At 67.0% G+C, this 17,735-nt stretch carries 15 protein-coding genes; 3 read left to right on the top strand and 12 right to left on the bottom strand.

Going from position 1 to position 17,735, the window contains the following annotated elements:
• Positions 1 to 10: 10 nt before the first annotated feature.
• The 8 genes from moeB to ndk form a co-directional block, all read right to left on the bottom strand.
• Complete coding sequence (gene moeB, locus FSZ13_RS02535) at positions 11 to 1,150, bottom strand: molybdopterin-synthase adenylyltransferase MoeB (RefSeq protein WP_145477855.1); 1,140 nt, start codon at positions 1,148 to 1,150, stop codon at positions 11 to 13.
• A 92-nt stretch (positions 1,151 to 1,242) separates the two neighbouring features.
• On the bottom strand, positions 1,243 to 2,640 hold the full coding sequence (gene der, locus FSZ13_RS02540) for a ribosome biogenesis GTPase Der (RefSeq protein ID WP_145477856.1): 1,398 nt from the start codon (positions 2,638 to 2,640) through the stop codon (positions 1,243 to 1,245).
• A 12-nt stretch (positions 2,641 to 2,652) separates the two neighbouring features.
• Positions 2,653 to 3,861: an outer membrane protein assembly factor BamB gene (gene bamB, locus FSZ13_RS02545; protein WP_145477857.1), complete on the bottom strand. Its 1,209-nt coding sequence runs from the start codon at positions 3,859 to 3,861 to the stop codon at positions 2,653 to 2,655.
• A complete protein-coding gene (locus tag FSZ13_RS02550) occupies positions 3,861 to 4,499 on the bottom strand; it encodes a YfgM family protein (RefSeq protein ID WP_145477858.1) in 639 nt (212 codons plus the stop codon). Before FSZ13_RS02550 ends, bamB begins: the two co-directional genes overlap by 1 nt.
• 69 nt (positions 4,500 to 4,568) lie before the next feature.
• Positions 4,569 to 5,435, bottom strand: coding sequence for a helix-turn-helix domain-containing protein (locus FSZ13_RS02555; RefSeq protein WP_145477859.1), 867 nt, complete (start codon positions 5,433 to 5,435; stop codon positions 4,569 to 4,571).
• A gap of 6 nt (positions 5,436 to 5,441) precedes the next feature.
• Positions 5,442 to 6,239, bottom strand: coding sequence for a type IV pilus biogenesis/stability protein PilW (pilW, locus tag FSZ13_RS02560; RefSeq protein ID WP_145477860.1), 798 nt, complete (start codon positions 6,237 to 6,239; stop codon positions 5,442 to 5,444).
• Positions 6,226 to 7,431: a 23S rRNA (adenine(2503)-C(2))-methyltransferase RlmN gene (gene rlmN / locus FSZ13_RS02565; protein ID WP_145477861.1), complete on the bottom strand. Its 1,206-nt coding sequence runs from the start codon at positions 7,429 to 7,431 to the stop codon at positions 6,226 to 6,228. The genes pilW and rlmN overlap by 14 nt, the downstream gene beginning before the upstream one ends.
• Before the next feature lie 10 nt (positions 7,432 to 7,441).
• A complete protein-coding gene (gene ndk / locus FSZ13_RS02570; protein ID WP_145477862.1) occupies positions 7,442 to 7,867 on the bottom strand; it encodes a nucleoside-diphosphate kinase in 426 nt (141 codons plus the stop codon).
• Positions 7,868 to 8,166: 299 nt separating this feature from the next.
• On the opposite strand from ndk, the gene FSZ13_RS02575 reads away from it, so the two are divergent.
• The 3 genes from FSZ13_RS02575 (at position 8,167) to FSZ13_RS02585 (ending at position 12,556) form a co-directional block, all read left to right on the top strand.
• Complete coding sequence (locus tag FSZ13_RS02575) at positions 8,167 to 8,844, top strand: TetR/AcrR family transcriptional regulator (RefSeq protein WP_145477863.1); 678 nt, start codon at positions 8,167 to 8,169, stop codon at positions 8,842 to 8,844.
• Between the two features lie 49 nt (positions 8,845 to 8,893).
• Entirely contained in the window at positions 8,894 to 11,281 is a 2,388-nt protein-coding gene (locus FSZ13_RS02580) for a 3-hydroxyacyl-CoA dehydrogenase/enoyl-CoA hydratase family protein (protein ID WP_145477864.1), read from the top strand.
• Between the two features lie 66 nt (positions 11,282 to 11,347).
• Positions 11,348 to 12,556 carry an acetyl-CoA C-acyltransferase gene (locus FSZ13_RS02585; protein ID WP_145477865.1) on the top strand — a complete coding sequence of 403 codons (1,209 nt, stop codon included), beginning with the start codon at positions 11,348 to 11,350 and terminating at the stop codon, positions 12,554 to 12,556.
• A 213-nt stretch (positions 12,557 to 12,769) separates the two neighbouring features.
• On the opposite strand, the gene galU is transcribed toward FSZ13_RS02585, so the two are convergent.
• From galU to lapB, 4 genes are read right to left on the bottom strand one after another with little or no spacing between them, the layout of a single operon-like run.
• Positions 12,770 to 13,654 (bottom strand): UTP--glucose-1-phosphate uridylyltransferase GalU, encoded by an 885-nt coding sequence (gene galU / locus FSZ13_RS02590; protein ID WP_145477866.1) that lies wholly within the window; start codon positions 13,652 to 13,654, stop codon positions 12,770 to 12,772.
• A complete protein-coding gene (locus FSZ13_RS02595; RefSeq protein WP_186308826.1) occupies positions 13,651 to 15,558 on the bottom strand; it encodes a polysaccharide biosynthesis protein in 1,908 nt (635 codons plus the stop codon). Before FSZ13_RS02595 ends, galU begins: the two co-directional genes overlap by 4 nt.
• A gap of 16 nt (positions 15,559 to 15,574) precedes the next feature.
• Positions 15,575 to 16,549 carry an MraY family glycosyltransferase gene (locus FSZ13_RS02600; RefSeq protein WP_145477867.1) on the bottom strand — a complete coding sequence of 325 codons (975 nt, stop codon included), beginning with the start codon at positions 16,547 to 16,549 and terminating at the stop codon, positions 15,575 to 15,577.
• A 3-nt stretch (positions 16,550 to 16,552) separates the two neighbouring features.
• On the bottom strand, positions 16,553 to 17,731 hold the full coding sequence (gene lapB, locus FSZ13_RS02605) for a lipopolysaccharide assembly protein LapB (RefSeq protein WP_145477868.1): 1,179 nt from the start codon (positions 17,729 to 17,731) through the stop codon (positions 16,553 to 16,555).
• Positions 17,732 to 17,735 lie beyond the last annotated feature (4 nt).

Genomic DNA, 17,735 nt, shown 5'->3' on the forward strand with positions numbered 1-17,735 from the left:
CGCAGCGTACTCAGCCAGAGCGGCAGAACGCCGCGTAATCGATGTAGCCCGGGAACGCACGATCCGGCGCGCACAGGGGACACCCGGGGTCCGGTGCCAGGCGGATCTCGCGGAAGCGCATCGCGAGCGCATCGAAGGTCAGCAGGCGCCCCACCAGCGGCTCGCCGATCTGCAGCAGCAGTTTCAGCACTTCGGTGGCCTGCAGCAGGCCGACCATGCCCGGCAGCACGCCCAGTACGCCGGCCTCGGCGCAGTTCGGTGCGAACTCCGGCGGCGGCGGTTCCGGGAACAGGCAGCGGTAGCACGGTGCCTGGCCGCGCCGGCGACCCGCATCGAACACCGACACCTGCCCGGTGAAGCGTTCCACCGCGCCATACACCAGCGGAATGCGGTGCTGGATGCACGCATCGTTGAGCAGGTAGCGCAGCGGGAAGTTGTCCGAACCGTCCAGCACCACGTCCACGCCGTCGAGCAGGGCGTCGACGTTGTCCGAGGTGACCCGCGCCTGCACCGCGTCGACGTCCAGGCGCGGATTCAGCGCCAGCAGGCGTTCGCGTGCCGACTGCACCTTGGGCTGGCCGACGCTGGCGTCGGTGTGCAGGATCTGCCGGTGCAGGTTGCTGCGGTCCACGAGGTCATCGTCGGCGATGCGTAGGTGCCCTACCCCGGCCGCGGCCAGGTAGAACGCGGCGGGCGAGCCGAGGCCGCCGGCACCGAGCAGCAGCACGCGGGCGCCAAGCAGCGCCTGCTGGCCGGCCACGCCGACCTGCGGCAACAGCAGGTGCCGGGAGTAGCGTTCGTTGAAATCGCGCTCGTCGTCGCTCTGGATCGGCTGCACGAGCGGCAGGCCGGCGGCGCGCCAGGCGGTGGTACCGCCGTGGACGGAACTGACGTGGGGGTAGCCGAGACCGAGCAGGGCCTGGGCGGCGTCCAGGGAGCGCCTGCCGCTCTGGCAGATCAGGATGAGCTCGCGGTCCGCGGACGGAAGGTGGGCGGAGGCATTCGCCTCGAGCTCCCCTTTCGCGATGCCGAGCGCGCCTTCGGCCATGCCGGCGGCACGCTCGTGCGGTTCACGCACGTCGATCAGCAGCGCGCCGTGGAGGGTGCGTTGGTGGGCGTGCTCGGGGCTGAGTTCGGGTACGGCGGTCATGGCCCATTATGGGCGGGTTGGGACCGCCTGGGACACGCGTGGCGTGTCGCTACCGTGGGATGGCGTCCCGGTGTCCCGGGACGCCACGGGCCTCATCGGCCCTTTACGTGCCGGATCAGGCGCTTCTTCTTCGCGATCTGGCGATCGGTCAGCTGGTTCTTCTTGCCTTCATAGGGGTTGGCGCCCTCGCGGAAGATGAACTGCACCGGGGTGCCGATCAGCTTGAAGCGCTTGCGGAAGAAGTTTTCCAGGTAGCGCTTGTAGGACTCGGGCAGTTCCTTGAGGCGCGTACCGTGCACGATGAAGGTCGGCGGATTGGAACCACCCGGATGCACGTAGCGCAGCTTGGAGACGTGGCCGCGGATCGCCGGCGGCGGGTTGGTCTCGTAGGCGATTTCCAGCGCCTTGTTGACTTCGCTGGTGCTGAACTCGTGCGTGGCCGAGGCGTGCGCCTGGTGGATCGCACGGAACAGCTCGCGCAGCCCCGAACCATGCTTGGCCGAGATGCGCACGGTTTCCGCCCACGGCACGAAGCCCAGCTTGCGCGACACCAGCGCTTCGGCCTGCTCGCGCTGGTAGTCGGTCAAGCCGTCCCACTTGTTGATCGCCACCACCAGGGCACGCCCGGCGTCGAGCACCGCACCCAGCACGGTCGCGTCCTGGTCGGTCACGCCTTCGCTGGCGTCCAGCATCAGCACCGCCACCTGGCACTGCTCGATCGCCTGCAGGGTCTTGATGACGCTGAACTTCTCGACCACTTCTTCGACCCGGCCCCGGCGACGCAGGCCGGCGGTGTCGATCAGGCGGTATTCGCGGCCATCGCGCTCCAGGTCCACCGCGATCGAATCGCGGGTGGTGCCCGGCACTTCCGAAGCGATCATCCGCTCCTCGCCGAGGATGCGGTTGACCAGCGTCGACTTGCCCACGTTGGGGCGGCCGACGAAGGCAATGCGCATCCGGTTCGGATCGTTGTCCATCTCCTCGCCGCTGCCCTCTTCGGGCAGGCGCTGGACCACTTCTTCAAGCAGGTCGTCCAGTCCCTGGCGATGCGCCGCCGACACGGTCAGCATCTCACTGAACCCGTAGCGGGCGAACTCCGCGCGGACGGTGTCTTCGTTGGTGCCGTCGATCTTGTTGATCAGCAGCAGGGTCGGCCGCGACAGCTTGCGCAGCCAGGACAGGATCTCGTCATCCAGCGCGGAGGTGCCATCACGGGCATCCACCACGAACAGGATCAGATCGGCTTCACCCGCGGCAGCGCGGGCCTGGTCGGCGGTAGCGCCGGCCAGACCTTCGTCATCCTCCGAGATACCGCCCGTGTCGACGACGAGGAAATGGTTGTCCTCGTCCAGACGGCAGACACCATAGTTGCGGTCCCGGGTGACGCCGGGCTGGTCATGGACCAGGGCGTCACGGGTACGGGTCAGCGCATTGAAAATGGTGGACTTGCCGACGTTCGGCCGTCCAACCAGGGCGACCAAGGGCAGCATCGCGGTAACTCCTTATTGTGCCAACCGGAATGCGGTCAGCTTTCCATCAACGTTCTGCACCAGCAGAATCCCATCGGCGACCACTGGCTGCGCCAGCAGGGCATCGCCGCCACTCTTGGCGCGCCCGGCGAACTCGCCGTTGTCCGTGCGCAGCCAGTGCAGGTAGCCCTTGTAGTCACCGACTACAACGTAATCGCCCTGCACCACCGGCCCGGTCAGCGAGCGGCGGGCCAGCCCGGTCTGCGACCACATGGCAGTGCCACTGGCCTTGTCCAGCCCGAACACGCCACCCTTGTTGTCGGTGACGAACACATTGCCCGAGGTCAGGGCGACGCCACCGGCGCCACCGTGATCGCGCGCCCACAGCGGACGGCCGGTCGGGCCTTCGATCGCCATGGTCTGGTTCTTGAAGCTGCTCACGAACAGGGTGTTGCCTTCCAGCACCGGGGCGCCGTCCACGTCGGACATGCGCTCCAGCTCGGTGCGGCCTTCGCCGTTGGCGACCATCTGGTCCCACACGGTGCGGCCGTCCTGCATCCCCAGCGCCGAGACGCTGCCATCGTCATTGCCGATGAACAGCACGCCGGGGCCCGCCACCACCGGCGCGTTGCCGCGCACGGTCAGCGCGGGCAGCTCACGCGGGTTGAACCACTTCTGCGTGCCGTTGCCGGCATCGAAGGCGGTCACCCGGCCGTCGTTGCTGCGCACGAACACGATGCCCTGGCCCACGGCCGGGGCGGAAATCACTTCGCCGGGGACCTTGGCGCGCCACTTTTCGGTGCCATCGTTGGCATCCAGTGCGATCACCTGGCCGTCCAGCGTGCCGATCACCACCAGCCCGTCGCCCACGCCCGGTCCACCGGACAGACGCAGCTTCGGCTGCTTCTTGACCTTGGCCGGTTCATAGGTCCACACGGTCTTGCCGGTCTGCAGGTCCAGCGCATGCACGCCACCGGTGATTGCCGCCGCGTATACGCGGCCGTCGGCCACGACCGGACCCTGGCGCACGCCGATGCGCTTCTCGCCCTTGCCCAGGTTGGTGCTCCAGACCCGGTCGACCTTGACGGTCGGCTCGAACTTGACCAGCTCCGCCGGTTCCAGTGCCTTCTTGGCCTCTGCGTCCTTGCCCGCGAACCAGCCCTTGACGGTGCTGCAGCCGGACAGCGCCACGCCCATCAGGACCAGGGTGGCAACGCGCTTGATCATGACCATCTGTTTCATTACACCGACTCCGCGGGGTCGGCGACGGTGCCACCGGCATCCATCACCTTGGTTTCCAGGACACGCCGCTGCGGCGCTGCCACGTCCAGCGTCTTGAGCGCCTTCTCATACAGCCCACGGGCCTCGTCACGCTTGCCCGATGCGATCAGCGCGTCGCCATGGATCTCCAGGCTGGCGCTGTCGGTCGCATCGCCGAGCAGCTTGATGGCTTCATCGTGCTTGCCGGTGGCGATCAGCAGGCGCGCGATGCGCTGGTTGATCGCAGGCTTGAACGCGGGGTCGGCGTCGATCGCGCGCAGGGTCGCCAGCGCCTCTTCATCCTTGCCGGCCTCGACCTGCGCCTTGGCCAGCTGCAGTGCCGCCAGGTCGGCGTAGATCTTGGCCTTGGTGCCATCCAGATCCTTCACGCCCTTGGCCGCTTCATCCAGCTTGTTGTCCTCGAGCTGCTTGAGCACCGCCTGGTACTGCGCGTTGGCGCCGGTCAGGTGACTGCCCTGCTCCTTCTGCCACCACTGCCAGCCGGCAATGCCGCCGATGGCGATGGCCACGCCGGCAATGATGCTCACACCGTTGTTCCGCAGCCAGCTGCGGACGCGTTCACTTTGTTCGTGCTCGTCGAGCAGGTCGTCGATCGCCATGCGTACTCTCGCCCCTGCCGGTCAGGAGGGACTGTTTGAATTGGACTGTCGAAACAGTAGAAACGCGGCTCAGTGTGAAACCGGAGCCACGGAGCCGTCAGAGGATACCGTAAAGCGTGCCACGTTGGCTCGCTGGTACGGTGAAAGGTCGACGATAGTGCCGGCCTGCTGAACCTCGACCGCCGACGCGTTGCCCAGCACCATGCGGGCCACCTGGCCGGGGCTGAACGTGCGGGTTTCGCCCGATTTGACCAGGGCCTTTTCCACGGTACTGCCATCCGGCGCGGCAATGTCCACCCAGCTGTCGCCCTTGAACTGCAGGCTCAGCGCACCCGCCGGCGCCGGCGCGGGGGCATTCGGCCGCGGCACCGGGGTCAGCGAGGCCAGGTACGGGGCCGACGGGGTGGCCGGCGCAGCGGCGGGCGCTGCGGTATTCGCTGGCTGCGTGGCCGGCGCATCCGAACCCGCAACCGGAACCGCCGCCGGAATCACGTCCAGCGACGCGGTGTTGGGCGTCGGCGCGGTACCGTCGAAATGGCCGCGGGTGGCGAACCAGACCGGCACCGCCAGTACTGCGGTGATACCCACGTACAGGGCGCGACGCCCCAGGCTTTCGGCAATACGCCGTGCCCGCGGGGTGTGCGTGTGGCTGACAAGTTGCGGCGGCACCACCGGTCCGATCCGGGACTGGTCCAGCACTTCACCCAGGTCGACCTTGAGCAGGCGCGCATAGCTCTTCAGCTGGCCGCGGACAAACACCGGCGCGCCAAGGCGGTCCCACTGCTCGGCCTCCAGCGACTTCACCACCTGCACCGGCATGCGCAGGGTCTGCCCTACTTCCTCGAGCGTCAGCCCTGCCGCTTCACGCGCCTGGCGGAGGCGGGCCCCACAGCCGGCCGCGGTATCAAGTGCGCTCACAGTCTGGTCATCAATCACAATGCTTCAACCCCGGGATTTAGGAGCCGCATCCTGCGGAAATTCTTCGCGAATTCGCTGCAGATAGCGACCGGATGCCACTGTGTCACCAAGCTGCGCCTCGATCTGAGAGGCAAGTTGTAACACGGAACGCGTGGCCGGTGCAGCCGACAGACGCCGTTGCACGAAGGCCCGGGCCTCGAAATAGCGGGCCTGGGCGTACTCGCTGCGGGCCATCGATTCGAGCGCATATGGGTTGGCCGGATCCAGCGCCAGCGCCCGGCGCAGGTCGCGCGCCGCGCGCTCCGGCTGCCCGGCATCCAGTGCACAGCCACCCGCGTTGGCGAGCGCGGCGCCCGGGGTGCGATAGCCCGGCGCGGCCACGGCGCGATCGAAGAAGGTCAACGCCTCTGCGTAGCGGGCCTGGCCGCACAGCCAGGCACCATAGTTGTTGAGCACATTGCCGTCGTTCGGGGCCAGCTCGGCCGCCTTCTGGAACAGCGGGCCGGCCTCGGCGGTCGCGCCGCGCTGGGTCGCCAGCGCCGCCAGCAGCACGTAGGCATCCGGCCGTCCCGGCTCCAGCTTGAGCGCGTTCTTCGCGCGCTTCTCGGCCATCTCGGACTGCCCGCTGCGCAGCGCTTCCGCCGCCAGCGTGAGCTGGTCCTGGTAGTTGACCCGGCGCCGGGTGTCGGCGCTGTCGCGGGCCACGTACTCCGGTGCGACCCCGAGGGGTGCGCTCATGGGTTTGACACCCTTGCTGCCACAGCCGGCAATTGCCAGCGCGACGAAAACAACGGCTGGCAATCGAAGGTCAGGCAGCGGCATCCCGGTTTTTCCCGTCCTGGAGCGTCTTGTTGAACTCGGCCTGGCGACGCGTGCGGTCCATGACCTGGCCCTTGAGCTGGCCACAGGCGGCGTCGATGTCGTCGCCGCGGGTACGCCGCACCATGGTCAGGACCTGCGAATCGAGCAGGATCTTCTGGAACGCGCGGATCTCGGCATCCCCGGAACGCTCGTAGCGCGTGCCCGGGAACGGATTGAACGGAATCAGGTTGACCTTGCCCGAGTGCGCGGCCTGCACCGCGTTGTCGAACTGCCGCATCAGCCGGGCCAGCTGGCGGGCGTGCTCGGGCTGGTCGTTGATGCCCTTCATCAGGGTGTATTCGAACGTCACCGATTCGCGGCGCTTGTTGGCACGCAGGTAGCGCGCGCACGACGCCATCAGTTCGACGATGGGGTACTTCTTGTTGAGCGGCACCAGGGTCTCGCGCAGCGCATCGTTCGGCGCATGCAGCGACACCGCCAGCGACACATCGCTTTCGGCCGACAGGCGGTCGATCTGCGGCACCAGGCCGGAGGTCGACAGGGTCACGCGCTTGTTGGCCAGGCCGTAGCCCAGGTCGTCGCGCATCACGTTCATGGCGCGCACGACGTTGTCGAAATTCATCAACGGCTCGCCCATGCCCATCATCACCACGTTGGTGAGGCGACGCTGCTTGTGCGGGATGTTGCCCAGGTGGCGCGCAGCCACCCACACCTGGCCGATGATCTCGGCGGTGGACAGGTTGCGGTTGAAGCCCTGGGTGGCCGTCGAACAGAAGGTGCAGTTCAGCGCACAGCCGACCTGCGAGGACACGCACAGCGTGCCGCGGTTCTTGTCCGGGATGTACACCGCTTCGATCGCGTTCTTGCCGTCGGTACCCATGGCCAGCAGCCACTTGTGGGTGCCGTCGGCCGAGGGCTTGTCGAACACGATGTTCGGAACGCGGACCTCGGCATGCTGCTTCAGCTTGCTGCGCAGCGCCTTGCCCAGGTCGGTCATTTCATCGAAGTCGGTGACGTAGTGGTGGTGGATCCACTTCATTACCTGGTGGGCACGGTAGCGCGCTTCGCCGAGGGTCTCGGCGAAGAAGCGCTCCAGGCCCTCGCGATCGAGGTCGAGCAGGTTCTGCTTGGCCACCGGCGCGCCTTCGGCGAGCACGATGGGGATGGCGGTGGGCTGTACGACCTCGTTCACGGCATTACTCTCAGCGCGAGACCACTTCGGTCGCGGCGAAGAAGTACGCGATTTCAATCGCGGCATTCTCGACCGAGTCCGAGCCGTGGGCGGCATTGGCATCGATGGAATCGGCGAAGTCGGCGCGGATGGTACCCGGCGCAGCGTCCTTCGGATTGGTGGCGCCCAGCAGGTCGCGGTGGGCCAGCACGGCGTTCTCGCCTTCCAGCGCCTGGATCATCACCGGGCCGGAGATCATGAACTCGACCAGCGCGTTGAAGAACGGACGCTCGCGATGCACGGCGTAGAAGCCTTCGGCTTCGCGGCGCGACAGCTGCTTGTACTTGGCGGCCACGACCTTCAGGCCAGCCTTTTCGAAGCGGGCGTAGATTTCGCCGATGACGTTCTTGGCGACGGCGTCCGGCTTGATGATGGAAAGGGTGCGCTCCAGCGCCATGGGAAGTTCTCCGTTGGGCGGGCCACTGATCGGCCCGAGAGTAACATGAAAAAAACCCGCGTCAAAACGCGGGCTTAGCCTATATACGTGGTGGGGATTCTACAGGGTCGCGGGGCGTGATGCCATGGTGTCCGTGGGCGCGGGTGGCCGGCGGGGTGTGCGCTGCGTTCAGGATCCGGACCGCCACGCAGGGCGTGGCGCTACGTGAACGGTTGCCTTCGCGTGCTGCGGCGCAGCATGCCTCTGCCGGCGACCGGGTCTAATATCAAACAATCGTTTGATTGAACCCTGCCCCGCCCATGGCCAAGCCCGCCCACTTTTCCACCAAGGACCGCATTCTCGGCGCCGCCGAGGAGCTGTTCGCCCTGCACGGGTTCGCCGGGACCTCGCTGCGTCAGGTGACGAGCCAGGCGGACGTGAACATCGCCGCGGTCAACTACCACTTCGGGTCCAAGGAAAACCTGGTCAACGAGGTATTCCGTCGCCGCATGGACGAGATGACCGCCGCCCGGCTGTCCCAGCTGGAGCTCGCCCGGCGTGGGCATCCTGGTGAACTGCGGCCGGTCCTGGCCGCCTTCGTCGAACCGGCCCTGGCCATGGCCCAGGACCGCCAGACCGGCGGTGCGTTCGTGCGGGTCATCGCCCGCGCCTACGCGGAAAAGAACGACAACCTGCGCAAGTTCCTGTCCGACCACTACGGCCACGTGCTGCGTGAGTTCGGCAAGGCGATCGCGGCCTGCGTGCCCGGCCTGAGCAAGGAAGAGCTGTACTGGCGACTGGATTTCCTTGCCGGCGCGCTCACCTATGCAATGGCCGACTTCGGCCTGATCAAGCGTCCCGCCGGTGTCACCGAAGCGGCGCATCGTGCGCATGCGGCCCAGGAGCTGATCCATTTCGCCGAGGCCGGGTTCCGCGCCAGCGCGGCCACCGGCCCTGCACCGTCCTTCCCAGCTGTTGAATCTCCTTCCACCCCGTAGAGCCCGGCCCTGCCTGGCTGCTTGCAACGACCAACAAAGGCTTATCGACATGTCCAATTCCCTGCCAGTCCGCCGTGCCGCCGTGCTGGGTGCCGGCGTCATGGGTGCCCAGATTGCCGCCCACCTGACCAATGCCGGCGTCGACACCGTGCTGTTCGACCTGCCCGCCAAGGAAGGTCCTGCCGACGGCATCGTCCTCAAGGCCATCGCCAACCTCGGCAAGCTCAGCCCTGCCCCGCTGGCCAGCAAGTCGTACGCCGAAGCGATCACCGCGGCCAACTATGGCACGCCGGATGACAGCAGCGGCCTGGAACAGCTGCGCGACTGCGACCTGATCATCGAAGCCATCGCAGAGCGGATGGACTGGAAGCAGGACCTGTACAAGAAGATCGCGCCGTTCGTGGCCGACCATGCCGTACTGGCCTCGAATACCTCCGGCCTGGGCATCAACAAGCTCGCCGACGTGCTGCCCGAACAGCTGCGCCACCGCTTCTGCGGCGTGCACTTCTTCAACCCGCCGCGCTACATGCACCTGGCCGAGCTGATCCCGGCCACCACCACCGACGCCGCCGTGCTGGAAGGCCTGGAAAGCTTCCTGGTCACCACCCTCGGCAAGGGCGTGGTGTACGCCAAGGACACCCCGAACTTCATCGGCAACCGCATCGGCGTGTTCTCGATCCTGTCCACCATCTTCCACACCCAGCAGTTCGGCCTGGGCTTCGATGAAGTCGATGGCCTGACCGGCCCGCTGGTCGGCCGCCCGAAATCGGCGACTTACCGCACCTCGGACGTGGTCGGCCTGGACACCATGGCCCACGTCATCAAGACCATGGGCGACACCCTGCCCAACGACCCGTGGCACCGGTACTTCGCCTCGCCGAAGTGGCTGGACGCGCTGATCGCCAAGGGCGCACTGGGCCAGAAGACCGGCGCCGGCATCTTCCGCAAGGTCGGCAAGGACATCGTGGTGCTGGACCTGGAAAAGCAGGACTACCGCCCTGCCGACCGCACCGCGGCCCCGGAAGTGGTCGAGATCCTGAAGATCAAAAACCCGGCCGAAAAGTTCGCCAAGCTGCGCGAAAGCCAGCACCCGCAGGCGCAGTTCCTGTGGGCGACCTTCCGCGACCTGTTCCACTACAGCGCCTACCACCTGGCCGACATCGCCGAAACCGCGCGCGACGTCGACCTGGCCATCCGCTGGGGCTACGGCTGGTCGCTGGGCCCGTTCGAAACCTGGCAGGCTGCCGGCTGGAAGCAGGTCGCGCAGTGGATCGCCGATGACATCGTCGCCGGCAAGAGCATGAGCAACGCCCCGCTGCCGGACTGGGTGTTCGACGGCCGCGACGGCGTGCACGCCGCCGAAGGCAGCTACAGCCCGACCCGCAACGCCAAGCTGCCGCGTTCGGCGCTGCCGGTGTACCAGCGCCAGCGCTTCCCGGATCCGCTGCTGGGCGAGACCTTCAGCCCGGGCGAAACCGTGTTCGAGAACGACGGCGTGCGCATGTGGCACGACGGCGACGGCATTGCCGTGGTCAGCTTCAAGACCAAGATGAACACCGTGTCCGACCACGTGCTCAACGGCCTGCAGGAAGCGATCAAGCGCGCTGAGCAGGGCTTCAAGGGCCTCGTGATCTGGCAGCAGAAGGAACCCTTCTCCGCCGGTGCCGACCTGGCCGGCGCGCTCGGCTTGCTGCAGGCCGGCAAGGTCGACCAGTTCGAAGAAATGGTGCACAACTTCCAGCGCACCAGCCAGGCCATCAAGTACGCGCTGGTGCCGGTGGTGACCGCGGTGCGCGGCCTGGCCCTCGGTGGCGGCTGCGAATTCCAGATGCACAGCGCCAAGAGCGTCGCCGCACTGGAAAGCTACATCGGCCTGGTCGAAGCCGGCGTCGGCCTGCTGCCGGCCGGTGGTGGCCTGAAGGAACTGGCAGTGCGCGCCTCGCAGGCGGCCGGCCCGGGCGGTGATGTGTTCGCCGAACTGAAGAAGACCTTCGAAACCGTGGCCATGGCCAAGGTCTCCAACTCGGCGGTCAACGCCAAGGAACTGGGCCTGATGCGCGCCACCGACAAGGTGGTGTTCAACAGCTTCGAAGCGCTGCACATCGCCAAGGCCGAAGTGCAGGCGCTGGCCGAAGGCGGCTACCGTCCGCCGATGCCGGCCCGCCGCATCCAGGTGGCCGGTGACGTGGGCATCGCCACCTTCAAGATGATGCTGGTCAACATGCTGGAAGGCCGCTTCATCAGCCCGTACGACTACGAGATCGCCGTGCGCATCGCCACCGTGCTGTGCGGTGGCGAAGTGGATCGCGGCACCCTGGTCGACGAAGAGTGGCTGCTGACCCTGGAGCGCAAGCACTTCGTCGAACTGGCCCAGCAGGAAAAGACCCAGGCCCGCATCGCGCACATGCTCAAGACCGGCAAGCCGCTGCGCAATTGATTGCGCGCCCGGTAGGTGCCGACGGTTGGTCGGCACGCCTGTCCCCTAATTGAAGAGATCATTGCAATGACCAAGCAAATCCAGGACGCCTACATCGTCGCCGCCACCCGCACCCCGGTTGGCAAGGCGCCCAAGGGCGTGTTCCGCAATACCCGTCCCGACGACATGCTGGCCCACGTGCTCAGGTCCGTGGTCGCGCAGGCACCGGGGATCGACGTCAACCGCATCGACGACGCCATCATCGGCTGCGCCATGCCCGAAGCCGAGCAGGGCATGAACGTGGCGCGCATCGGCGTGCTGCTGGCCGGCCTGCCCGATACCATCGCCGCGCAGACGGTGAACCGTTTCTGCTCCTCCGGCCTGCAGGCCGTGGCGATGGCGGCCGACCAGATCCGCCTGGGCAATGCCGACCTGATGCTGGCCGGCGGCACCGAGTCGATGTCGATGGTGCCGATGATGGGCAACAAGATCGCCATGGCCCCGAGCGTGTTCGACAACGACCACGTGGCCATCGCCTACGGCATGGGCATCACCGCCGAGAAGGTCGCCGAGGAATGGAAGGTCTCGCGCGAAGAACAGGACGCCTTCGCGCTGGCGTCGCACCAGAAGGCCATCGCCGCGATCCAGAACGGCGAGTTCAAGGATGAGATCAGTCCCTACGACGTGCGCACCCGCCAGCCCGACCTGGCCGACGGCCGCCGCATCATCACCCGCGACCGCATCGTCGACACCGACGAAGGCCCGCGTCCGGATTCGTCGGCCGAAGGCCTGGCCAAGCTGCGCCCGGTGTTCCGCAACGGCCAGTTCGGCGGCACCGTGACCGCCGGCAACTCCTCGCAGATGAGCGACGGCGCCGGCGCGGTGCTGCTGGCGTCGGAGCAGGCGGTGAAGGACTACGGCCTGAAGCCGCTGGCCCGCTTCGTCAGTTTCTCGGTTGCCGGCGTGCGCCCGGAAGTGATGGGCATCGGCCCGATCGCCGCGATTCCCAAGGCGCTGAAGCAGGCCGGCCTGAGCCAGGACCAGCTGGACTGGATCGAGCTCAACGAAGCCTTCGCCGCGCAGTCGCTGGCGGTGATCCGCGATTGCGGCCTGGACCCGTCCAAGGTCAACCCGCTGGGCGGCGCCATCGCCCTGGGCCACCCGCTGGGCGCGACCGGCGCGATCCGCACCGCCACCCTGCTGCACGGCCTGCGCCGTCGCCAGCAGAAGTACGGCATGGTCACCATGTGCATCGGCACCGGCATGGGCGCAGCGGGCATCTTCGAATCGCTGTGATGCGGCGCCGGTTGCGGCGTCTATCGGCGTGCCGACCAACGGTCGGCACCTACCACCGGTAGCCACCGACCGTTGGTCGGTGGACGTGTCCGCAACCGGTAGCGCCGACCGTTGGTCGGCCCAGGCGGTAATGAGGGCCGGCCAACGGCCGGCGCTACGAAAAAGGGCGGCCATCAGGCCGCCCTTTTTTTCACCGATTGACCGCCTTCGCGATCAATCCTCGGCCAGCATCTGCGTCAGCTTCTCGCGGGCGGGTTTGGCCAGCTTCTTGTTCTCGAGCGCGAAGCGGATCGTCGCCTCGACCAGTCCCAGGTGGGTACCGCAGTCGAAACGGGTACCTTCGAAGCGGTACGCATTGACTTCGTCGGACTTCAGCAGCTCGGCAATCGCGTCGGTCAGCTGGATCTCACCGCCAGCGCCGCGGCCGGTGGCTTCAAGCAGGCCGAAGATCTTCGGGTCGAGCACGTAACGGCCCACCACGGCCAGGTCGCTCGGCGCGTCCTCCGGCTTCGGCTTCTCCACGATCTGCGAGATGCGGCCCTTGCGGCCGTCGAACGCTTCGGTCGCCACGATGCCGTAGCTTGCGGTGTTCTCATGCGGCACGTCTTCGACCGCGATCACGCTGGCACCGGTGGCGGCATTGAGATCGGCCATCTGCTTGAGCGCGCCGTCGCCGCGGTTCCAGATCAGGTCGTCCGGGAGCAGCACCGCGAACGGCTCGTCACCGACGACCGATTTCGCGCACAGCACCGCGTGGCCCAGGCCCAGCGCTTCGGTCTGGGTGACGAAGACCGCGCGCACGCCTTCCGGCAGCACGTTGCGTACCAGCTCCAGCAGCTCGGTCTTGCCTGCCCGCTCCAGCTTCTGCTCGAGTTCGTAGGCCTTGTCGAAGTAGTCCGCCACCGCATGCTTGTAGCGGTTGGTGACGAAGATCAGGGTGTCGCACCCCGCTTCGATCGCTTCATCGACGGCGTACTGGATCAGCGGCCGATCGATGATCGGCAGCATTTCCTTGGGAACCGTCTTGGTCGCGGGAAGGAACCGGGTGCCCAGTCCCGCTACCGGGAATACCGCCTTGCGAATGCGCTTGTTCGTCACAGCCTGTTGGCCTCTCGTGCCGGAAAGGGCACCACGTTAGCCGACTCGACGTGAGATTCCTGTTGCAATGGCGCAAATTCCGGCATGGTCGCGAACAGGATGCTGTTGATGGCGTCGGTATCGTAATTGGCGATCGCTTCGCGCAGTCGCGGTACGTTGCCCAGCACCTGGTCGCGCGCAAAGGTGCGCACGCCGGCTTCCAGGATCTTTGGATGCGCGGTCGGGCGATAGTCCTCGTCCGAATAGAACAGGGTTTCGTGCAGTTTCTCGCCGGGGCGGAGGCCGGTGTAGACGATGGCGATGTCCTTGTACGGCTGTTTGCCGGCCAGGCGGATCATCTGTTCGGCCAGCACCCGGATCGGCACCGGCTCGCCCATGTCCAGGGTATAGATCGCACCGTGCGATGCCGATGCCGCGGCCTGCAGGATCAACTGGCAGGCCTCGGGAATGGTCATGAAGTACCGGGTCACCTCCGGGTCGGTGACCGTGACCGGACCGCCCTTGAGGATCTGCTCGCGGAACACCGGGACCACGCTGCCGGCCGAGGCCAGCACGTTGCCGAAGCGCACGGTCACGAAACGGGTATGGCTGGTCTTCTGGTCCAGGCTCTGGCAGATCATCTCCGCATAGCGCTTGCTGGCGCCGAGCGCGTTGACCGGGTCGACGGCCTTGTCGGTGGAGATGAACACGAAGTGCTCGATACGCGCTTCCACGCAGGCGCGCGCCACCGTCTCGGTGGACAGGATGTTGTTGCGCACCGCTTCGCGCAGCTGGCGCTCCAGCACCGGCACCTGCTTGTAGGCGGCGGCGTGGAAGACCGCGTCGACGCTGGACAGCGACAGCGCATGGCGGATCACGGCGGGGTCGCCGCAGTCGCCCAGCACCGCTTCCACCATCAGGTCCGGGAAGCTGCGCTTGAGTTCGGCTTCGATGGTCAGCAGCAGCAGCTCGCTCATTTCAAGCAGCACCACCCGCCCTGCCCCGTGCCGCGCGCACTGGCGGCACAGCTCGGACCCGATCGAACCACCGGCGCCGGTCACCAGAACAGTGCGCCCGCCCAGCCAGCCACGGATCAGGGACCAGTCCGGCAGGATCGGTTTGCGCCCGAGCAGGTCCTCGATGGCCACTTCCTTCAGCTCGCCAGGCAGCGAATGCCCCAGCAGCACGTCATTGAGCTTGGGCACCATCCGGAACGGCACGCCGGTGCTTTCGCACAGCGCCACCACGCGCTGCATGCCGGCTGCGTCGAGCGAGGGAATGGCGATGACCAGCAGCTTGGCCGCGGTCTCGCGGGCCACGGCGGCCGCGTCGTCGAGCGTGCCGAGGATGGGCAGGCCCTGCAGCTTGGCGCCCTGAAGGTGCTGGGCGTCGTCCAGCAGGCCTACCGGCTCGAAATCGCCCGAACGGCGCAGGTCGCGGACCAGGGCTTCAGCCGCCTGGCCGGCGCCCAGGATCAGCACCCGGCGCGCGGTGGCGTCGGACTGCAGCGCCTGGTAGTCCTTCCATGCCCGGTACAGCAGGCGCGGCGCGCCCAGCAGCGCCGACAGCGCGAACGGATAGATGACCAGAACCGACATCGGGACGCCGGCGAAGCGCTTGTACGCCAGCACCACGACGATGGCCAGCAGGCCGATGAAACTCGATTTGAAGATGTGCAGCAGGTCGGCCACGCTGGCGAACCGCCACAGGCCGCGGTACAGGCCCACGCGCCAGAACACCACCGCCTGGATGGCCAGCACCAGCGTGGTATCGATGTTCCACAGGGGCAGCGAGGGGGCGTCCGCCAACATCGAATAGCGGCCCGCATGCAGCAGCTGCCAGCAGGCCCAGACCATGAACAGATCGTGGGCCACGATGGCGGCACGCGGAAGCAGGCTCGTAAAGCGGTCCAGCCAAGACGTCATAAACCAGGCAATCCTTCTAGTGGCGCATTCCCTTGCGCAGGAGCAGCCAAAGACCAGTCGCGCAGAACATCCACGCTATGGCAACGGCAGCCTCCCACCTCGGCTGCAAGTACGTGCAAGCATTAAACACTGTAATACTGAACAGACCAAAAACAAAGTACGTCCCTGTAACCGAAGTGTGCGTGGCACCACTTTTAACGGCCCGCTGGTAAAGATGCTGGGTGTGGGGCTCCATCCATCTCTGACCCGAGAGCATGCGCGAGAGCAGTGTGAAGCCTGCGTCCACGAGGAACGCGGTCAGCGGCACCAGCAGCAGCAACCAGGACAGCGAAGTGGCCACGCTGGCCAGGCAGACCAGCGCCGCGACCGCGTAGCCCAGTGCCCCGCTGCCGACATCGCCCATGAAAATCCGCGCGCGCGGGAAGTTGAACGGCAGAAAACCCAGGCAGGCCAGGGCCAGCACGATACCCACCAGGGCCAGGGGGCCGGGCAGCACCAGGGCGAAGGCCAAACCGGCCAGAATGGCCTGGCTGGTCGCGATCCCGTTGATCCCATCCATGAAGTTCCAGATGTTGATCAGCGATGTCGTGAACAGCAGGGCCAGCGCGGCCTGCCAGACGTTGCCGGTGGCATTCCAGACCAGGCCCGCGATCAGGGCGGCGGCGATCAGATGCACCAGCAGCCGACGCACTGCCGGCAGCGGGCGATGGTCATCCCACCAGCCGATACCGGCCACCAGCACCAGGCCCAGCGCGGACACCAGCAGCGGCATGCGTGCCGTGGGCCAGGCGATGGCGGCCACCAGTGCCGCCAGCAGCAGGGTCACGACGATGGCGATGCCGCCGCCGCGCGGAGTGGCCACGCCGTGGCTGCGGCGTTCGCCGGGCTGGTCCATCAGGTTGCGCCGCAGCGCATAGTGGCGGGCACACGCGGTAAGCGCCGCCGCGACGGCCAGCACGGCCGCCGCTCCGATCCACCACGCAGGGGCCATGGGTCAGAGCACCGCGTAGTTCAGCAGCGGCTTGACCGTTCCCCACTCCTTGCAGCTCGGGCATTGCCAGTGGTGGGTGCGCGCGCCGAAGCCGCAGCGGGTGCAACGGTACGCCGGGTTGCGGACCAGCAGCTGGTCGGTGATGTGCTTGAGGTCGTGCAAGGTCGCGGTGGAGTCGGCGCCTTCGGCCAGGGTCAGGTCGATCAGGGCCGACTCGCCGCGAACCGACGGACGATCCTTCAGCTGGCGCCCCAGGTAGGCGCGCGCCGGGGCGACACCTTCCTGTTCTTCCATCAGCTGGGTCAGGGCCAGCACCGGCGCGATACCGCGGTAGTGCTCGGTCATTTCCGACAGGAATGCGCGGGCGCCGCCGAGGTCGCCGACCTTGCGGTAGTTCTGCATCAACGGCTGCAGCACCTCGGGCAGGTATTCGGGGTCGTTGCGGGCGGCACGTTCGAACGCGCGCACGGCCGCTTCGGCGTTGCCCGAGTCGGTCTCCAGCCGCCCTTCGATGATGCCGGCACGTACCGACATGGCGTCGGCCTGGTAGGCCCGCGCGATCGCCGCACGCGCCTCCTCGATCTTGCCGGCACCGCGGAAGCGTTCAGCCAGTTCGCATTCGAACTGACCGACCAGCTTGCCCATGGGCTCGCCGGTGACCTCTTCGTAACGGGTGGCGTTGTCGATCGCCTTTTCCCAGTCGCGCTCGGCCTGGTAGATGCCGATCAGGTGCTTGAGCGCCTGCGGGGCGCGCTGGTCGATCTGGGCCAGCTCGGTAAAGACGGTCTCGGCGCGATCCAGCAGGCCGGACTTCATGTAGTCCTCGCCCAGGGCCAGCAGCGCCTGGACGCGCTGGGCGTCGCTCAGGTCGGTGCGGTTGACCAGCCCCTGGTGCAGCCGGATGGCACGATCGACCTCGCCACGGCGGCGGAACAGGTGCCCCAGCGCGACCTGGGTCTCGAAGGTTTCCTTGTCCAGCTCGGCGATGTGCAGGAACAGTTCGATGGCCTTGTCAGGCTGCTCGTTGAGCAGGTAGTTCAGGCCACGGAAATAAGTGCTGGACAGACGGCTGACCTGGTTGTCGCCATGGCGCTGGCCACCACGCCGGCCGATCACCCAGCCGGACACCGCTGCCAGCGGCAGGAACAGGAAAAACCAGAACCACTCGGAGACAAATTCCATCGGC

The organism is Stenotrophomonas rhizophila (assembly GCF_007667275.1).
Classification (GTDB): domain Bacteria; phylum Pseudomonadota; class Gammaproteobacteria; order Xanthomonadales; family Xanthomonadaceae; genus Stenotrophomonas; species Stenotrophomonas maltophilia_AE.

Bases quoted from the DNA above. Each gene is read 5' to 3' on its own strand.
- moeB (WP_145477855.1), bottom strand. From the start codon at position 1,150: ATGACCGCCGTACCCGAACTCAGCCCCGAGCACGCCCACCAACGCACC.
- der (WP_145477856.1), bottom strand. From the start codon at position 2,640: ATGCTGCCCTTGGTCGCCCTGGTTGGACGGCCGAACGTCGGCAAGTCC.
- bamB (WP_145477857.1), bottom strand. From the start codon at position 3,861: ATGAAACAGATGGTCATGATCAAGCGCGTTGCCACCCTGGTCCTGATG.
- FSZ13_RS02550 (WP_145477858.1), bottom strand. From the start codon at position 4,499: ATGGCGATCGACGACCTGCTCGACGAGCACGAACAAAGTGAACGCGTC.
- pilW (WP_145477860.1), bottom strand. From the start codon at position 6,239: ATGCCGCTGCCTGACCTTCGATTGCCAGCCGTTGTTTTCGTCGCGCTG.
- ndk (WP_145477862.1), bottom strand. From the start codon at position 7,867: ATGGCGCTGGAGCGCACCCTTTCCATCATCAAGCCGGACGCCGTCGCC.
- FSZ13_RS02575 (WP_145477863.1), top strand. From the start codon at position 8,167: ATGGCCAAGCCCGCCCACTTTTCCACCAAGGACCGCATTCTCGGCGCC.
- FSZ13_RS02580 (WP_145477864.1), top strand. From the start codon at position 8,894: ATGTCCAATTCCCTGCCAGTCCGCCGTGCCGCCGTGCTGGGTGCCGGC.
- FSZ13_RS02585 (WP_145477865.1), top strand. From the start codon at position 11,348: ATGACCAAGCAAATCCAGGACGCCTACATCGTCGCCGCCACCCGCACC.
- FSZ13_RS02595 (WP_186308826.1), bottom strand. From the start codon at position 15,558: ATGACGTCTTGGCTGGACCGCTTTACGAGCCTGCTTCCGCGTGCCGCC.
- FSZ13_RS02600 (WP_145477867.1), bottom strand. From the start codon at position 16,549: ATGGCCCCTGCGTGGTGGATCGGAGCGGCGGCCGTGCTGGCCGTCGCG.
- lapB (WP_145477868.1), bottom strand. From the start codon at position 17,731: ATGGAATTTGTCTCCGAGTGGTTCTGGTTTTTCCTGTTCCTGCCGCTG.